The sequence below is a fragment of the Aestuariimicrobium sp. T2.26MG-19.2B genome (assembly GCF_950101875.1).
Taxonomy (GTDB): Bacteria; Actinomycetota; Actinomycetes; order Propionibacteriales; family Propionibacteriaceae; genus Aestuariimicrobium; species Aestuariimicrobium kwangyangense.
In genome coordinates this window covers 146,571-162,237 of record NZ_CATNLW010000002.1, presented here as the reverse complement: position 1 = coordinate 162,237, position 15,667 = coordinate 146,571, and the positions used below count along the sequence as shown (strand labels likewise).

At 68.3% G+C, this 15,667-nt stretch carries 13 protein-coding genes; 5 read left to right on the top strand and 8 right to left on the bottom strand.

What is annotated here, in order from left to right:
- Window positions 1-14: 14 nt before the first annotated feature.
- Window positions 15-896, bottom strand: a complete 882-nt coding sequence (locus QQZ11_RS10510) for a PPK2 family polyphosphate kinase (RefSeq protein WP_284550348.1) — start codon at window positions 894-896, stop codon at window positions 15-17.
- 17 nt (window positions 897-913) lie between these two features.
- On the opposite strand from QQZ11_RS10510, the gene msrB reads away from it, so the two are divergent.
- Window positions 914-1,333, top strand: a complete 420-nt coding sequence (gene msrB, locus QQZ11_RS10505) for a peptide-methionine (R)-S-oxide reductase MsrB (RefSeq protein ID WP_022910067.1) — start codon at window positions 914-916, stop codon at window positions 1,331-1,333.
- 43 nt (window positions 1,334-1,376) lie between these two features.
- On the opposite strand, the gene hemQ is transcribed toward msrB, so the two are convergent.
- A complete protein-coding gene (gene hemQ, locus QQZ11_RS10500; protein WP_022910066.1) occupies window positions 1,377-2,078 on the bottom strand; it encodes a hydrogen peroxide-dependent heme synthase in 702 nt (233 codons plus the stop codon).
- On the bottom strand, window positions 2,075-3,145 hold the full coding sequence (hemE, locus tag QQZ11_RS10495) for a uroporphyrinogen decarboxylase (protein ID WP_284550761.1): 1,071 nt from the start codon (window positions 3,143-3,145) through the stop codon (window positions 2,075-2,077). The genes hemQ and hemE overlap by 4 nt, the downstream gene beginning before the upstream one ends.
- A 183-nt stretch (window positions 3,146-3,328) precedes the next feature.
- Here hemE and QQZ11_RS10490 point away from each other — a divergent pair, with 183 nt between their 5' ends.
- Window positions 3,329-3,925 carry a DUF3000 domain-containing protein gene (locus QQZ11_RS10490; protein ID WP_051139747.1) on the top strand — a complete coding sequence of 199 codons (597 nt, stop codon included), beginning with the start codon at window positions 3,329-3,331 and terminating at the stop codon, window positions 3,923-3,925.
- A gap of 26 nt (window positions 3,926-3,951) precedes the next feature.
- A complete protein-coding gene (locus QQZ11_RS10485; RefSeq protein ID WP_284550347.1) occupies window positions 3,952-5,328 on the top strand; it encodes an HRDC domain-containing protein in 1,377 nt (458 codons plus the stop codon).
- Between the two features lie 12 nt (window positions 5,329-5,340).
- Here QQZ11_RS10485 and dxs read toward each other — a convergent pair whose 3' ends face one another.
- From dxs to QQZ11_RS10460, 5 genes are all read right to left on the bottom strand, one after another.
- Window positions 5,341-7,254: a 1-deoxy-D-xylulose-5-phosphate synthase gene (dxs, locus tag QQZ11_RS10480; RefSeq protein WP_284550346.1), complete on the bottom strand. Its 1,914-nt coding sequence runs from the start codon at window positions 7,252-7,254 to the stop codon at window positions 5,341-5,343.
- 81 nt (window positions 7,255-7,335) lie between these two features.
- Complete coding sequence (locus QQZ11_RS10475) at window positions 7,336-7,821, bottom strand: hypothetical protein (RefSeq protein ID WP_284550345.1); 486 nt, start codon at window positions 7,819-7,821, stop codon at window positions 7,336-7,338.
- Window positions 7,822-8,013: 192 nt separating this feature from the next.
- Window positions 8,014-10,842, bottom strand: a complete 2,829-nt coding sequence (locus QQZ11_RS10470) for an aconitate hydratase (RefSeq protein WP_284550344.1) — start codon at window positions 10,840-10,842, stop codon at window positions 8,014-8,016.
- A 105-nt stretch (window positions 10,843-10,947) separates the two neighbouring features.
- The gene (locus tag QQZ11_RS10465; RefSeq protein WP_284550343.1) at window positions 10,948-12,096 is read right to left on the bottom strand and encodes a class I SAM-dependent RNA methyltransferase; all 1,149 of its coding nucleotides are present in this window, start codon (window positions 12,094-12,096) and stop codon (window positions 10,948-10,950) included.
- Window positions 12,096-14,108, bottom strand: a complete 2,013-nt coding sequence (locus QQZ11_RS10460; protein WP_446698846.1) for an APC family permease — start codon at window positions 14,106-14,108, stop codon at window positions 12,096-12,098. Before QQZ11_RS10460 ends, QQZ11_RS10465 begins: the two co-directional genes overlap by 1 nt.
- Before the next feature lie 168 nt (window positions 14,109-14,276).
- Here QQZ11_RS10460 and QQZ11_RS10455 point away from each other — a divergent pair, with 168 nt between their 5' ends.
- On the top strand, window positions 14,277-14,924 hold the full coding sequence (locus QQZ11_RS10455) for a potassium channel family protein (protein ID WP_211217331.1): 648 nt from the start codon (window positions 14,277-14,279) through the stop codon (window positions 14,922-14,924).
- A 45-nt stretch (window positions 14,925-14,969) separates the two neighbouring features.
- The gene (locus QQZ11_RS10450) at window positions 14,970-15,662 is read left to right on the top strand and encodes a potassium channel family protein (protein ID WP_022910056.1); all 693 of its coding nucleotides are present in this window, start codon (window positions 14,970-14,972) and stop codon (window positions 15,660-15,662) included.
- The last annotated feature ends 5 nt before the right edge of the window (window positions 15,663-15,667 follow it).

Below are 15,667 nucleotides of genomic sequence, written 5' to 3'. Positions count from 1 at the left end.
ACCCGAGCGCGGCGTCAGCGCAGCTTGGCCAACTCCTCCAGTTGCTCGGCTGCGCTGAACTCACCCACGGGCCACCCGAGGTTGAACGCCCGCAGGTGTTCGAGCAGGAGCTGGGCCACGGCCCAGTTGCGATACCACTTGCGGTCGGCTGGCACGACGTACCAAGGGGCCACGTCGGTGTTCGTCCGCGAGATGGCCTCGCTGGCGGCCGTCTGGAACTCGGCGAAGTGTCGTCGGGTGTCGAGGTCACCGGGGTTGTACTTCCAGTGCTTGTCGGGATTCTCGAGCCGCTCCGCCAGCCGCTCGTACTGCTCGTCCCACGACACGTGGAGCCAGCACTTCAGCACGGTCGTGCCCGACGCGGCCAGGTCGGCCTCGAATGAGTTGATCTCGTCGTAACGGGCCTCCCACGTGGCCTTGTCGATCCAGCCGTTCACACGGGTCACCAGCACGTCCTCGTAGTGCGAGCGATCGAAGATGCCGATCATGCCGCTGGTCGGCAGCGCCTTCTTGATGCGCCACAGGAACGGGTGCGACTTCTCCTCGTCGGTGGGTGCCTTGAACGCCTTCAGTTGAACGCCCTGGGGGTCGACCATGCCGATCGCCTTCCGGATCACCCCACCCTTGCCTGACGTGTCGAGTCCCTGCAGCACCAGCAGCAGGCTGCGGGGAGGGGCCTCGTCCACCCGCGACGCTGCGTAGAGCCGCTCCTGCAGGTCCGACAACTCCGGATCGATGATGGCCATGTGTGCCGCCGAGTCCCGCTTGCCACGTCCTGGGTAGCCCAGTCGGCCTCGGGGATCCACGTCGTCGAGGTTGAACGCTCCAGCGGGCACCCGGAGCAGGTCGGTGAGATTCAGCTCTGCGTTGATCGGTTCTGCATTCTTCGTGGCCATCCGGGCATCATAGGAGGATGACCAACCCCACCACCCCCCGCGTGACGAAGACCTCGGACGAATGGCGTGCCCAGCTCAGTGACCTGGAGTACCACGTGCTGCGGGAGAGCGGCACCGAGCGTCCGTTCACCGGGGAGTACACCGACACCACCACGACGGGCGTCTACAGCTGCCGGGCGTGCGGTGCGGAGCTGTTCACCTCGACCGAGAAGTTCGAGTCCCACTGTGGGTGGCCGAGCTTCTACGCCCCGTCCGACAACGACGCGATCCGCTACCTGACCGACGACTCCCTGCCGGGGCGGCCCCGCATCGAGGTGCGCTGCGCAGCCTGCGACTCCCACCTGGGCCACGTCTTCGAGGGTGAGGGATACGACACCCCGACCGACCAGCGGTACTGCATCAACTCCGTCAGCCTGAAGCTGACCCCCCGATCCTGAGGGCAGGCCGGGGTGGGCCGCCGAGGTGGCGACCCGCTCCGGGTCAGGACCAGCTGGCCACGATCTGGGCCAGGTCGCGACGGCGCCCGGTGAAGAAGGGCACCTCCTCGCGGGTGTGACGGCGCGCCTTGGCGGCACGAAGGTTGCGCATCAGGTCGACGATCCGGAAGAGCTGGTCGGCCTCGAAGGCCAGCAGCCACTCGTAGTCACCGAGGGCGAAGGCGGAGACGGTGTTGGCGCGCACGTCGGCGAAGTCCTTGGCCAGCATGCCGTGTTCGCGCAGCATCTCGCCGCGCTCCGCGTCGGGCAACAGGTACCACTCGTAGGAACGCACGAACGGGTACACGCACACGTAGGCTCGCGGATCGTCGCCCATCAGGAAGGCGGGGATGTGTGACTTGTTGAACTCTGCGGGACGATGCAGGCCCACCTGCGACCAGACCGGGTCGAGCACCGAACCGAGCGCTCCGCGACGAAGGGCCAGGTAGGCGTCCTGGAGCACCTCGGTCGAGTCGGGTGCGCTCCACCACACCAACAGGTCGGCGTCGGCACGGAAACCGGCCAGGTCGTAGAACCCACGGATCACCAGTCCGCGACCTGCATTGGCCTCCTCGATGGCCCGCAGCGTGGCGGCCACGTCGTCGGCGCCCACCGAACCGGTCCTGCGGAAGACGGCGTACTGGGTGTAGTGCAGGCCGGCGTTGATGGCCTCATGGTCGACGGGGGTGGTGGTCGTGTCGTTCACGACAGGTCCTTCCTGATTCGGGGGCCCTCGGTGTGCACCAGCTCCACGATCCGGGTGAGCACATCAGGATCTGTGGTGGGGGGCACACCGTGTCCCAGGTTGAAGATGTGGCCGGGGGCCTTGGCCCCGGCGCTGATCACCGCGCGCACCCGCTCGGCGAGCACGTCCCACGGGGCCAGCAGCAGGGCTGGGTCGAGGTTACCCTGCACCGCCGTGCCGCCCCCGACCCGGTCGGATGCCACATCGAGCGGGGTACGCCAGTCCACCCCGATCACCCGGCTTGGCACCTCGTCGGCAGCGGGGACGCCCATCGCCTCGGTCATCGCCGGCAACAGTTCGGCGGTGCCGACACCGAAGTGGATGCGGGGCAGGCCCTCGGGCAGTGAGGCGAGCACGGACGCGCTGTGGGGCAGCACGCGGGCGCGGTAGTCCTGCTCGTCCAGCGAACCGGCCCACGAGTCGAAGAGTTGGACGATCCTGGCACCCCCGGCGATCTGAGCCGCCAGGAAGGCTGACGAGATCCCTGTCAGCCACGCGCACAAGCGCTCCCACAGCTCGGGCTCCCCCACCATGAACGCCTTCGCCACGGCATGGTCCTTGGACGGGCCCCCTTCGACGAGGTAGCTGGCCAGGGTGAAGGGGGCTCCGGCGAAACCGATCAGGGGCACCGACTCGTCCAGTTCGGCCACCGTCTGTCGGGCGGCCCTGGTGATCGGCTCGAGCGCCGCCGGGTCGAGCTCGGGCAGCCGGTCGAGATCGGCGGCCGTGCGCACGGGGTGCGCCACCACCGGGCCGGTGCCGGCAACGATGTCGAGGTCCACCCCTGCCGCCTTGAGCGGGACCATGATGTCGGAGAAGAAGACTGCGCCGTCGACCCGGTGGCGTCGAACCGGCTGGAGGGTGATCTCGGTCACCATGTCTGGGTCGAAGCAGCTGTCGAGCATGCGAGTGCCGGCCCTCGTCTCGCGGTATTCCGGCAACGATCGACCCGCCTGCCGCATGAACCAGACCGGCAGACGGTCCGCCTGCCTCTGGTGTGCCGCCGCCAGCAAGGCGGGCTCAGCCACCCCCGAAGGGAGGAACCCGTGGGAGGGGGCGACGGGGGTGTGGTGGGCGAGGGGCTTGGGGACGGTCACCCAACAATCCAACCACACCCCTCCAGACCCGCAGGGGCGGCCGGGGAGCCGCTGGCCGCCCGGGGTCGGCGTGGCAGCAGCCCCCCGACGGCTGGCACGCCGTACCGTGTGGGGGTGAGCGCGATTCCTCCCATCCGGGCTGCTGCGGACAGCTTCGCTCTGGTCGAGCGCCAGCTTGCCGAGTTCCGCTGGCGGCCCGAGGTGCAGGTGACCGAGATTCCCGCCCCGAACCGGATCGCGCCTCGCGCGGCGGCCGTCCAGGCGGTGGTGATGGGCGACGGGGACGAGATCGGTAACGGGCGCCTCGTGCTGCTCCATGACCCAGCCGGCAACGAGGCATGGGCCGGCACCTTCCGGCTGGTGTCGTTCGCGCGCGCCGACGTCGACGAGCAGATGGTCGCCGACCCCCTCCTGCCCGAGGTCGGTTGGTCCTGGCTCACCGACTCGCTGACCCAGCGTCACGCCGACTTCACGGCCGCCTCCGGCACGGTCACCTCGGTCGCGAGCCGCAGCTTCGGTGAGATGGCCGACGACCCGGCTCGCAGCGAGGTCGAGATCCGGGCGTCGTGGACCCCCGTGTTCGCCGATCCCGCCGATCTGGTGCCGCACCTGAGGGCATGGCAGGACCTGCTCTGCACCACGGCGGGGCTGCCCTCGCTGCCGGACGGGGTCGTGCAACTCGCCCCGCGCAGTGGTCTGCGGCCGCTGTGAAACGAGAACCCGAGGAATCATTGACCGTGACCCCAGAACCCCCCGCAGAACCCCCCACGGACGGCGCATCCCCCGACACCCCGGGGACGTCCGACAGCCCCGCCTCGCCGAGCCTGCCCGTGCTGCGGGAGCCGGCCGACGGCATCCCACCCTTGGTCGACACCCCTGACGCCTTGGCCGACACCATTCGCGCGCTGACGGCCGGCGAGGGTCCGATTGCCGTCGACGCCGAACGGGCCCAGAGCTTTCGTTACTCGTCGAAGGCCTACCTGCTGCAGCTGCGTCGTTCAGGTTCGGGAACCCACCTGATCGACCCGGTCGCGTTCGAGGACGCCGACGGGACCCCCCAGCTTGCGCAGTTGCAGGCCGCCATGGCCGACGCCGAATGGGTCATCCACGCCGCCAGTCAGGACCTGCCGTCCCTGGCCATGGCGGGACTGGTGCCCACGAGGGTCTTCGACACCGAACTCGCCGGTCGCCTGCTGGGGCTGCCCCGCGTGGGCCTGGGTGCCCTGGTCGAGGCCGAGTTCGGGGTGCAGTTGCTCAAGGAGCATTCGGCCGCCAACTGGTCACAGCGTCCGATTCCCACGGAGTGGTTGGCCTACGCGGCCCTCGACGTGGAACTGCTGGTCGAGTTGCGGGAGCGGATGGAACAGCAACTGCGCGAGGCGGGCAAGCTGGAGTGGGCCCACCAGGAGTTCGCCTTCGGCATCGTCAAGGCCTTGGAGCCCGTCGCCGACAAGGGCGACCGCTGGCGGCGGACGAACGGGTTGCAGCACGTTCGCAGCCGCTTGGGACTCGCGCTCGTCCGCGAATTGTGGGACGAACGAGACCTGCTCGCCGAACGCTACGACCTCGCCCCGTCCAAGGTGCTGCCCGACAAGGCCATCACGGAACTGGCCGCGTCGATGACCTCTGGCCGGCAGAGCGCGTCCCATCCTGCGACCAGGCCCGATCCGGTGCTGCCCACCCGGGCAGACCTGCGCACGATCGAGGGGTTCAGGCGACGCAACGCCCGCCGTTTCGAGAACAACTGGCTGGCAGCCATCGAGCGGGTCTCCCAGCTCCCGAGCCGGGAACTGCCTCCCCTCAAGGTGCCGCCCGTGGGTCCGCCCAACCCTAAGAGTTGGGAACAGCGCGACCCCGAGGCATGGGCACGGTGGAACCGGGTTCGACCCGCCACGCAGCAGGTTGCCGAGGTGCTGGGGATGCCACCCGAGCAGTTGATCCAACCGGAGGCGCTCAAGCGGATCACCCACCGCCCGCCGAGCCCGTTGACCGAACAGAGTGTGGACGAGGCTCTGGCCACCCTGTCGGTGCGCCCCTGGCAACGGAGCCACCTGGTGGCGACCTTGCTCGAGGGTCTCACTCCTCGCCCGGAGGACTCGCTGCCCCCGGGCTGACCTGGCGGACGGTCAGCCTCGGGACGCGTTGACGTCCTCGGACTGCTCCTCGGGCTGCATCCGCAGCCACCGTTCGGTGACCTGCCGCGCAATCGTCTGGGGCGTCAGGCCGCAGTGTTCGAGCACTTGTTCGCGTGAGGCATGGTGCAGGTACTCCAGGGGAATGCCCAGGTCCATGACGACGGTGGACGATTCACGGCCGCGAAGCAGTTGGGCGAGTCGTGAGCCCACTCCCCCGTTGACCAGGTTGTCCTCGATGGAGACGACCAGACGGTGCTGGCCGGCCAGTTCGACCAGGCCCTCGGCGACGGGCAGTGACCACAGCGGATCGACGACGATGACACCGATGCCCTGTTCCTCGAGGCGCCTGGCAACCTCGACCCCGAGACCGACGAACTGGCCGTGGGCCACGACGAGCACCTGCTGGTCACCGGAGAGGTGGACGACGTCGCAGCTGTGGCGGTGGGCGAGGGCCGGGATCGGGTCGGGGAGCTTCTCCTTCGAGTAGCGCACGACGGTGGGCGCGTCGGTCACACTGATGGCTCGCTCCAAGGCGGCCTTCAGCCGATCGGCGTCCCGTGGCGCCGCCAGTTGCAGCCCGGGGACCAGACCGAGCAGCGACATGTCCCACATGCCGTGGTGACTGGGCCCGTCCGGACCGGTGATGCCCGCCCGATCGAGCACGAAGGTGACGCCTTGGCGGTGCATGCCCACGTCGAGCAGGGTCTGGTCGAAGGCCCTGTTGAGGAAGGTGGCGTACAACGCCACGACCGGATGGAGGCCGGCCGAGGCAAGCCCTGCCGCGGAGGCGACGGCGTGCTGCTCGGCGATGCCGACGTCGAACGTGCGATCGGGGAAGGCTGCGGCGAACCGGGCCAACCCGACCGGGTGCAGCATGGCGGCGGTGAGGGCGACCACCTCGGGGTGGGCGTCACCGATCCGCACCATCTCGTCGGCGAAGATGTCGGTCCACGTGGCGCGGCCACCCTCGGAGAGGGACTCGCCCGTGATCTCGTCGATCTTGCCAACGGCGTGGAAGCGGTCTTCCTCGTGGTTCTCGGCAGCGTGGAACCCGGCACCCTTGCGGGTGATGCAGTGGACGATGACCGGACCACCGAAGCCCTTGGCTTGTTCGAGGGCGCGTTCTGTTGCCGCCTCGTCGTGACCGTCGATGGGGCCGATGTACTTGATCCCCAGATCGGAGAACATGCCCTGGGGCGCCAGCACGTCCTTGATGCCGGTCTTGACCCCGTGCAACAAGTCGTAGGCGGGACGCCCCACCAGTGGGGTGTTGTTGACCCCCCGCTTGACGAACCCCAGGGTCTGTTCGTAGCGCTTGTGGGTGCGCAGTCCCGACAGGTGTTGGGCCAGCCCCCCGACGGTGGGGGTGTAGGAGCGGCCGTTGTCATTGACCACGACGACCAGCCTCAGGTCGGGCTCCGCGGCGACGTTGTTGAGTGCCTCCCACGCCATTCCCCCGGTGAGGGCACCGTCACCGATCACGACCACGACAGTGCGGTCCTGGTGCGTGACCCGGAAGCCCTTGGCCAACCCCTCACCCCACGAGATGGAGGTTGAGGCGTGGGAGTTCTCGACCCAGTCGTGGGGTGACTCGGCCCGCTGGGGGTAACCCGCCAGTCCCCCGCGCTGCCGCAGTCCCGGGAACTGGTCGAGTCGTCCAGTCAACATCTTGTGCACGTAGCTCTGGTGCCCGGTGTCGAAGATGATCGGGTCGTCCGGGGAGTGGAAGACCCGGTGGATCGCGAGGGTCAGTTCGACGACTCCCAGGTTGGGGCCCAGGTGTCCGCCCGTGCGGCTGACGTTCGAGATCAGGGCTCCCCTGATCTCGGCTGCCAACGTCTCGATCTGGCCCCGTGACAAGCCTCGGAGGTCGTCGGGGCCACTGATGCGCTCGAGCAGTGACATGTCGACCAGTCTAGGTCCAGCGATTGAAGGTTCACGCATTCAGCACGGGAAGGTCTCCACCCCAGGCAGGTGACGGTGACCTCACAGACGGCTCACGAAGATCTTGCCGCGCAGCGTCTCCTCGACCAGCATCACCGCTCGACGCAGGCGCACCAGTCGCGCCTCCTCGGTCTGCAGCAGTTCCACGGTGCCGTCGAGCACCGGCGTGTCGACGTACTCCTGCAGCCCGGCCCGCGCCTGCATCAGCCCCTCTCGGGTCGCTCGTACCTGCGACTCGACGTACTGAGCGGCCAGCCGCGCCAGCACCACGGGTTGGCGTCGCAACAACGGGTAGCCACGGTACTCGTGGGGGCAGCAGTCCAGCAGGAAGGCAGCAGCCGACTGCTCCCAGTCGGGCTCGCAGGCAGGCAGCACCGATTCGGGCCAGCCCGGCGGCACGAACATGCGGTCCTCGTCACGGATCGGCTTGCGACGCTCCCCCGATCGGGCACGCGGCTCCCGCCGGGGTTCCCAGTCGAGACCCTGCTCGACCTTGGCCCAGTCATGGCGAAACACGGTGGTGCTCATGGCTCGTCCCCTCACTCCCGCCCCGTGGGGCCTCGTCTCTGTTCGATTCTAAATCGAACACGTGCAGGAGTCTAGGGGCGGCGTCCGACAATTCGGGCCCTGGCCCGAGCCACCATCCGAACGACGAGCGGCCGGTCCCCACTGGGGGCCGGCCGCTCGTCGTCCGATCAGGCGGGACGGTGACGTCTCAGGTCACGCCTTGGCGAGGTTCCGCAGGACGTACTGCATGATGCCCCCGTTGGTGTAGTAGGCGCGCTCCCCGGGGGTGTCGATGCGCACCACTGCCTCGAACTCGGTCACCGAGCCGTCCGGCTTCGTGGCGGTGACGTGCATCGTCGAGGGCGTCGCGCCGTCATTCAGACCGGTGACACCCGAGATCGAGAAGGTCTCGTCCCCGGTCAGACCGAGGGAGTCCGCGCTCGTGCCTTCGGGGAACTGCAGCGGGAGCACGCCCATGCCGATCAGGTTGGAGCGGTGAATGCGCTCGTAGCTCTCGGCGATGACCGCCTTCACACCCAGCAGGGCCGTGCCCTTGGCCGCCCAGTCACGCGACGAGCCCGAGCCGTACTCCTTGCCGGCCAGCACCACCAGGGGCACACCGGCGGTCTGGTAGTTCACCGATGCCTCGTAGACCGTGGTGACAGGTGCACCCTCGACGGTGAAGTCGCGGGTGAAACCGCCCTCGGTACCCGCGGCGATCTGGTTGCGCAGGCGAATGTTGGCGAACGTGCCCCGGATCATCACCTCGTGGTTGCCACGACGCGACCCGTAGGAGTTGAAGTCCTTGCGCGCGACCCCGTGCTCGGTCAGGTACGTACCAGCCGGGGAGTCCGCCTTGATCGAACCAGCAGGTGAGATGTGGTCGGTGGTCACCGAGTCGCCCAGCTTCAACAGCACTCGAGCACCCTCGATGTCGCGAACCGGATCGGGGGTGGCGGGCATGCCCTCGAAGTAGGGGGGCTTGCGCACGTAGGTCGAGTCCTCGGCCCACTCGAAGGTGTTCCCCTCGGGCGTGGGCAGCGAGGTCCAACGCTCGTCGCCCTTGAAGACGTCGGCGTACCGATCGGTGTACATCTGGGAGTTGATGGACGAGGCGATCACCTCGTCGATCTCCTCGGGGGTCGGCCAGATGTCGCGCATGAACACGTCGTTGCCGTCGCGGTCCTGACCGATCGGGTCGTTGAACAGGTCGATGTCCATGGTGCCCGCGAGGGCGTAGACGATGACCAGCATCGGGCTGGCGAGGTAGTTCATCTTCACGTCGGGGCTGATGCGTCCCTCGAAGTTGCGGTTGCCCGAGAGCACCGCAGTGACGGCGAGGTCGTTGTCATTGACCGCCTGCGAGATCTCCGGGATCAGCGGGCCGGTGTTGCCGATGCAGGTGACGCAGCCGTAGCCGACGAGGTTGAACCCGATCTGGTCCAGGTAGCGCGTGAGATCGGCCTTGTCGTAGTAGTCGGTCACGACCTGCGACCCGGGAGCCAGCGAGGTCTTGACCCACGGCTTGCGGTTGAGCCCACGTTCGGCTGCCTTCTTCGCCACCAGCCCGGCCCCGATCATCACGCTGGGGTTGGAGGTGTTGGTGCAGGAGGTGATGGAGGCCACCGTCACGGCGCCGTGGTCGAGGTTGAACTGCTCACCCGTGGCCAACGTGATGGGCACCCCAGCCTCGGGACGTGACTGTTCGCCCCCATCACCCATGTGGACGGGTCGGGCCGAGTCGTCATGGTCGGCCGGGTTCGAGCCGGTGGGGTCGGAGGCGGGGAAGCTGTCGGCGACGGTCTTGTCCCAGTCGTCCTTCTCCTCCGCGCCCCCCGGCAGCTGGTTCGCGGGCGCATACGCCTTGAGGGCCTCGCGGAACGCACTCTTGGACTGGTCCAGGCGGATCCGGTCCTGCGGGCGCTTCGGGCCAGCGATGGAGGGCACCACCGTGGACAGGTCGAGCTCGAGGTACTCGGAGTACACCGGCTCGTGTGCTGCGTCGTGCCACAGTCCCTGTGCCTTGGCATAGGACTCGACGAGGGCGATCTGGTGAGCCTCGCGGCCGGTGAGGCGCAAGTATTCCGTCGTCTTCTCGTCGATCGGGAAGACGGCGATGGTCGAGCCGTACTCGGGCGACATGTTACCGATCGTGGCGCGGTTGGCGACCGGCACAGCCGACACCCCCTCGCCGTAGAACTCGACGAACTTGCCGACCACCTTGTGCTCGCGCAGCATCTCGGTGATCGTGAGCACCAGGTCGGTGGCGGTGGTGCCCTCGTTGAGCTTGCCCGTGAGCCGGAATCCGACCACGCGCGGGATGAGCATCGAGACGGGCTGGCCGAGCATGGCGGCCTCGGCCTCGATGCCGCCCACGCCCCAACCAACGACGCCGAGCCCGTTGACCATGGTGGTGTGCGAGTCGGTGCCGACGCAGGTGTCGGGGTAGGCCTGCAGCACGCCGTCGACGGTGCGGGGGAAGACGACTCGGGCGAGGTGCTCGATGTTGACCTGGTGCACGATGCCGGTGCCGGGGGGAACCACCTTGAAGTCGTCGAACGCAGTCTGGCCCCAGCGCAGGAACTGGTAGCGCTCGCGGTTGCGCTGGTACTCGATGTCGGTGTTCTGCTGGAACGCCTCGGCGGTGCCGAAGACGTCGGCGATGACCGAGTGGTCGATCACCAGTTCGGCCGGGGACAAGGGATTCACCTTGTCGGGGTCGCCGCCGAGGTCGGCGACGGCCTCACGCATCGTGGCGAGATCGACCACGCAGGGAACGCCGGTGAAGTCCTGCATGATGACGCGGGCCGGGGTGAACTGGATCTCACGGCTCGGTTCGGCGCTCGGATCCCACTGGCCGAGGGCGCGGATGTCGTCCGCTGTGATGTTGGCCCCGTCCTCGGTTCGCAGCAGGTTCTCCAACAGCACCTTCAGGCTGTAGGGCAGCTGCTCGTGACCGGGAACCGTGTCGAGACGGAAGATCTCGTACTCGGTGCCCTGCACGTCGAGGGTGGACCTGGCTCCGAAGCTGTTCACGCTCATGGTGTCTCCTGTGGCTCAAAGTCTCTTGACGTCAAGATATCACGCGGTCCGACGCCGTCCCCGTCAGTCTGCCGCAATCGGCGCGAGGAGGGGCGGGGAGGGGGCTCAATGCTCAGTCGGACGAAGGCTGGCGACCGCTTCGAGGTGCTGGGTCATGCCGAACAGGTCGAAGCCCCGGATCCACTCGGGTTTCCAGCCCTGCTCGGCGAAGAGGGCGAGGTCACGGGCGAACGATGCGGGGTCGCAGCCCACGTGCACGATCGCTCGAGCGCCGAGCCCCGCCACGTGCCCGACGACCTTGCGTCCCGCGCCCTGACGGGCGGGGTCGAGCACCACCAGGTCGACGTGGTCGGGCAGCCGTCCGAGTGCTCGGTCGAGGGGGGCCGCGATGAAGCGGGCGTCGGGGACGTTCCGCCTCGCCTGCGCCACCGCGTGCTTGTTGATCTCCACCCCGGTGACCCGGACGCCGCGGTCGCTCAGTGCGCCGGCGAACAGTCCGACACCGCAATAGAGGTCGAGCGCGGTCTCCCCCGCCCGAGGGTCGAGCCCGTCGAGCACCACCTCGGTCAGCAGTTCGGCTGCTCGGGGGTGGACCTGCCAGAAGCCGGCGGGGTGCACCCTGAACCGGTGGCCCAGCACGGTGTGCTCGACCAAGGCCGGTCCGTGGATGACCCGCCCGTCGGACACGGCCGAGACCCCGGACTCGCCGACCGCCAGGCGCAACTCGTCACCCTCGGCGCGGGCCGCGAGGTCGTCCAGCAGGTGACGGTCACGTAGCGCGGGGTCGGCGATCAGGCACCCCTGGGCTGGCAGGTCGACCAGGTGGTGGCTTCGATGGGCCAACAGTCCCAGTCGGGTGCCCGAATGACGCAGGTCGAGTCGGGTGCGCCAACCCAGCAGGTCACCGGCGGACTCGACCGTGCCCGACCACTCGATCCCGGCCAGACGGAGCAGTTGCTCGGCGAGCACGTCGGTCTTCCAGCGCAGTTGCCCGGCCTGGCTGACGTGCTGCAGGTCGCAGCCGCCGCACTCACCGGCCACCGGACAGGGAGGGACCACGCGGTCGTCCGAGGCGACCAGCACCTCGGTGACCTCGCCGCGCCAGAAGGCCTCTCGCGTGTCGTCGGTTATGCGCACCATCACCCGCTCGCCCGGGAGGGCACCGCGGACGAAGACCACTCTCCCCTCATGGCGGGCGACGGCATGGCCACCGTGTGCCACCCGCTCCACCTCGAGGGGTCCCACCACAGCCATCAGTAGGTGGCCCGGTCGTGCTCGACCTCACTGCGCCACGCCAGCGGGTCGTCCTGCGAGAAGCGTTCGCGGGAGGACTTCAACTGGTAGGGCACCGAGGTCACCATCACCCCGCTCATGAAGTGCAGCCGGGTCCTGATCAGCAGCGCTGTCTGGTTGTGCAGCAGTTGCTCCCACCAGTGCCCGACCACGTACTCGGGAATGAAGACGTTCACCACGTCGCGGGGATTGTCGGAGCGCAACCCGCGGATGTACTCGATGAACGGACTGGTCAGCTCCCGGTAGGGCGAAGCGAGCACGCGCAACCGCACACCCAACTCGGCGGCGTCCCAGTCCTCGATCAACTGCTGGGTCTCGGCGGTGTCGACCGAGACGGTGACGGCGTCGACCGACGACGCACGGGCAGCCTTGGCGAACATCAGGGCGCGCACCGTGGGCTTGTTGAGCTGGTGCACGAAGACCACGTTGCGGATCCTGCTCGGCAGCACCCGGTCGCTGTTCGACTTGATCCGGGTCTCCTCGGTGACCATGTCGTAGTGGTGGCGCACCAGCTTCATCGCCGCGAACACCAGGGCCATCGCGATGATCGCCAGGTACGCCCCGTGGGTGAACTTCGAGACGAGCACGATGACCAGCACGACACCGGTCATGGTCAACCCGATGGCATTGATCACCCGCGAGCGCTGCATGGTGGCCCGGCGGGCCGGATCGGTCTCGGTGCGCAGGTGCCTCGTCCAGTGTTTGAGCATGCCGGTCTGGCTCACGGTGAACGAGACGAACACCCCCACCACGTAGAGCTGGATGAGGGCCGTCACCGAGGCGTTGAACGCCAGCACCAGTCCGGCAGCCGCGCAGGCGAGCAACACGATGCCGTTGGAGTAGGCGAGTCGGTCGCCTCGGCTGTGCAACTGCTTGGGCAGGTAGCTGTCGCGCGCCAGGATCGAGCCGAGCACGGGGAAGCCGTTGAAGGCGGTGTTCGCAGCCAGGAACAGGATGATCATCGTGGCGATGATGACGAAGTAGAACGCAGGTCTGAAGTCGGAGAAGACGGTGGTGGCCAACTGGCCCACGGCGGTGCTCGCCTGCTCGTGGCGTTGGGTGCCGTCGGGCAGCACGTAGTACGAGCCGCCGTGCTCGTCGATCAGGCGCACGTCCACCTTGTTCGCGAGAACGATGGTGCCCAGCAGCATGGTGACCGCGACCCCGCCCAGCAGCCCCAGGGTGGTTGCGGCGTTGCGGCTCTTGGGTTCGCGGAACGCCGGCACGCCGTTCGAGATGGCCTCGACACCGGTCAGGGCGGCACAACCGGACGAGAAGGCCCGGGCCAGCAGGGCCACCATGGCGAAGCCGGTCATCGCCGTGTACTGGGGGTTGGTGCCGATCACCTGCCAGTCGGCGGTGGGGGCCCGCAGTTCCTGTCCCAGCACGAAGATCTGGAACAACCCCCAGGCGGTCATGCCGAGGATGCCCACCATGAAGCAGTAGGTGGGGATCGCGAAGATGGTGCCGGACTCCTTCACCCCGCGCAGGTTCAACAGCATCAGTACCATGATCATGACCGCGGCGATCGGCCCCTCGTGGCCCTGGATGAAGGGCAGCGCCGCCTCGGCATTCTGGATGCCCGACGAGACCGAGACGGCCACGGTCAGCACGTAGTCGACCATCAGGGCACTCGCCACCGTGAGGCCGGCATTGGGTCCGAGGTTGACCGTGGCCACCTCGTAGTCGCCACCGCCGGAGGGATAGGCGTGCACCGTCTGGCGGTAACTGGTGACCACCACCAGCATCACCACGGCGACGACGATGCCGATCTTCCACGAGAACCCGTATCCCGCCATGCCGGCCAGCGACAGGGTGAGCAGGATCTCGTCGGGGGCGTAGGCCACCGACGACAGGGCGTCGGAGGCGAAGACGGGCAGCGCAATGCGCTTCGGCAGCAGCGTCTCGCCCATCTGGGCGCTGGCCAGCTTGCGGCCCACCAGTAGGCGTTTCAGGGCATCCAGCGCGTTCACGAGCGCTCACAATACGCCCCGCAGGGCGTGCCCGGGCATTCGCCGGATCGGCCTCACGGCCCGGCAGGCGACGGGGTGCCGTTCAGCGTAGGCTGACCCGCGAACGGCCCACCAGGAGTGGGCCGCCGCCGGAGTCGAACGAAGGGACAGCGCGTGCACGTCGTCATCATGGGTTGTGGACGAGTGGGCTCGACCTTGGCCAAGAGCCTCGAGAAGCGCGGGCACACGGTGGCGATGATCGACATCGACGTCGACGCCTTCCGCCGTCTCGGCCCCGACTTCCGTGGCGACACCGTCAAGGGGGTCGGCTTCGACCGCGAGGTGCTCCGGCAGGCCGGCATCGAACACGCCGGCGGGTTCGCTGCCGTCTCGTCGGGTGACAACTCCAACGTCCTGGCCGCCCGCACGGTGCGCGAGGAGTTCGGGGTCGACAACGTCGTCGCCCGCATCTATGACCAGGGCCGCGCCGAGGTCTACGAGCGACTGGGCATCCCCACGGTGGCCACCGTCAGGTGGGCCGCGAACCAGGTGCTGCGTTCCCTGCTGCCCGAGGGGTCGGAGCCCGTGTGGCGCGATCCCGCCGGTGGCGTCCGGTTGGTGCAGATGCACCACCACGAGGACTGGGTGGGCAAGCGGGTGTGGCAGATCCAGGAGGCGGTGCGCACCCCGCTGCCCATCGTCATGCGATTCGGCAAGGGCATGATCCCCGCCGAGGACACGGTGCTGCAGGATGGCGACCTGTTGTACGTCGCCGTCGCCTCCGACCGCCTCGACGAGGTCGAATCGGCCCTGGCCAACCCGCCGGTCAAGCACTGAGCGTCGACCACCACCCCACCACCAGTTTCTGGAAGAAGGACAGACATGCGTGTCGCCATCGTCGGAGCCGGCAACGTCGGGCGATCGATCGCCCGCGAACTGCTGGCCAACGGCCACTCCGTGCTGCTGATCGACCGTGACCCCAGGGCCATCAAGACCGAGTCGGTGCCGGACGCGGAGTGGCTGCTGGCCGATGCGTGCGAGCTCGACACCCTCGAGGAGGCCAGGCTCGACAGTTGCGACGTCTCGATCGCAGCCACCGGCGACGACAAGGCCAACCTGGTGCACTCGCTGCTCGCCAAGACGGAGTTCGCCGTCCCGCGCACGGTCGCTCGCGTCAACCACCCGGGCAATGAGTGGATGTTCGACGAGGTGTGGGGGGTGGACGTTGCCGTCTCCACCCCGCGGTTGATGTCGGCACTGGTCGAGGAGGCCGTCAGTGTCGGCGACCTGGTGCGGCTGCTGACCTTCAAGCAGGGATCGGCCAACCTGGTCGAACTGACCCTTCCCTCGTCGTCACCGGTGGTCGGCACCCAACTGCGCGACATCGTGTTGCCCGGGGACGCCGTGCTGGTCGCACTCATCCGCGACGGGATCGCGACCGCTCCCGAACGTGACGGTGCCCTGGAGGGCGGGGACGAGTTGCTCTTCGTGGTGTCGCCGGAGTTCGAGACCACCCTGCGCGACGTGCTGGCTCCCCGCGAGAAGGTCGAGGGCGACAAGCGGGCCTTGGGCTGAGCCCT

What these genes read in the sequence shown, in the direction of transcription:
- QQZ11_RS10510 (WP_284550348.1), bottom strand. Translation starts at nt 896, where the DNA reads ATGGCCACGAAGAATGCAGAACCGATCAACGCAGAGCTGAATCTCACC.
- msrB (WP_022910067.1), top strand. Translation starts at nt 914, where the DNA reads ATGACCAACCCCACCACCCCCCGCGTGACGAAGACCTCGGACGAATGG.
- dxs (WP_284550346.1), bottom strand. Translation starts at nt 7,254, where the DNA reads ATGTCACTGCTCGAGCGCATCAGTGGCCCCGACGACCTCCGAGGCTTG.
- QQZ11_RS10475 (WP_284550345.1), bottom strand. Translation starts at nt 7,821, where the DNA reads ATGAGCACCACCGTGTTTCGCCATGACTGGGCCAAGGTCGAGCAGGGT.
- QQZ11_RS10470 (WP_284550344.1), bottom strand. Translation starts at nt 10,842, where the DNA reads ATGAGCGTGAACAGCTTCGGAGCCAGGTCCACCCTCGACGTGCAGGGC.
- QQZ11_RS10465 (WP_284550343.1), bottom strand. Translation starts at nt 12,096, where the DNA reads ATGGCTGTGGTGGGACCCCTCGAGGTGGAGCGGGTGGCACACGGTGGC.
- QQZ11_RS10455 (WP_211217331.1), top strand. Translation starts at nt 14,277, where the DNA reads ATGGGTTGTGGACGAGTGGGCTCGACCTTGGCCAAGAGCCTCGAGAAG.
- QQZ11_RS10450 (WP_022910056.1), top strand. Translation starts at nt 14,970, where the DNA reads ATGCGTGTCGCCATCGTCGGAGCCGGCAACGTCGGGCGATCGATCGCC.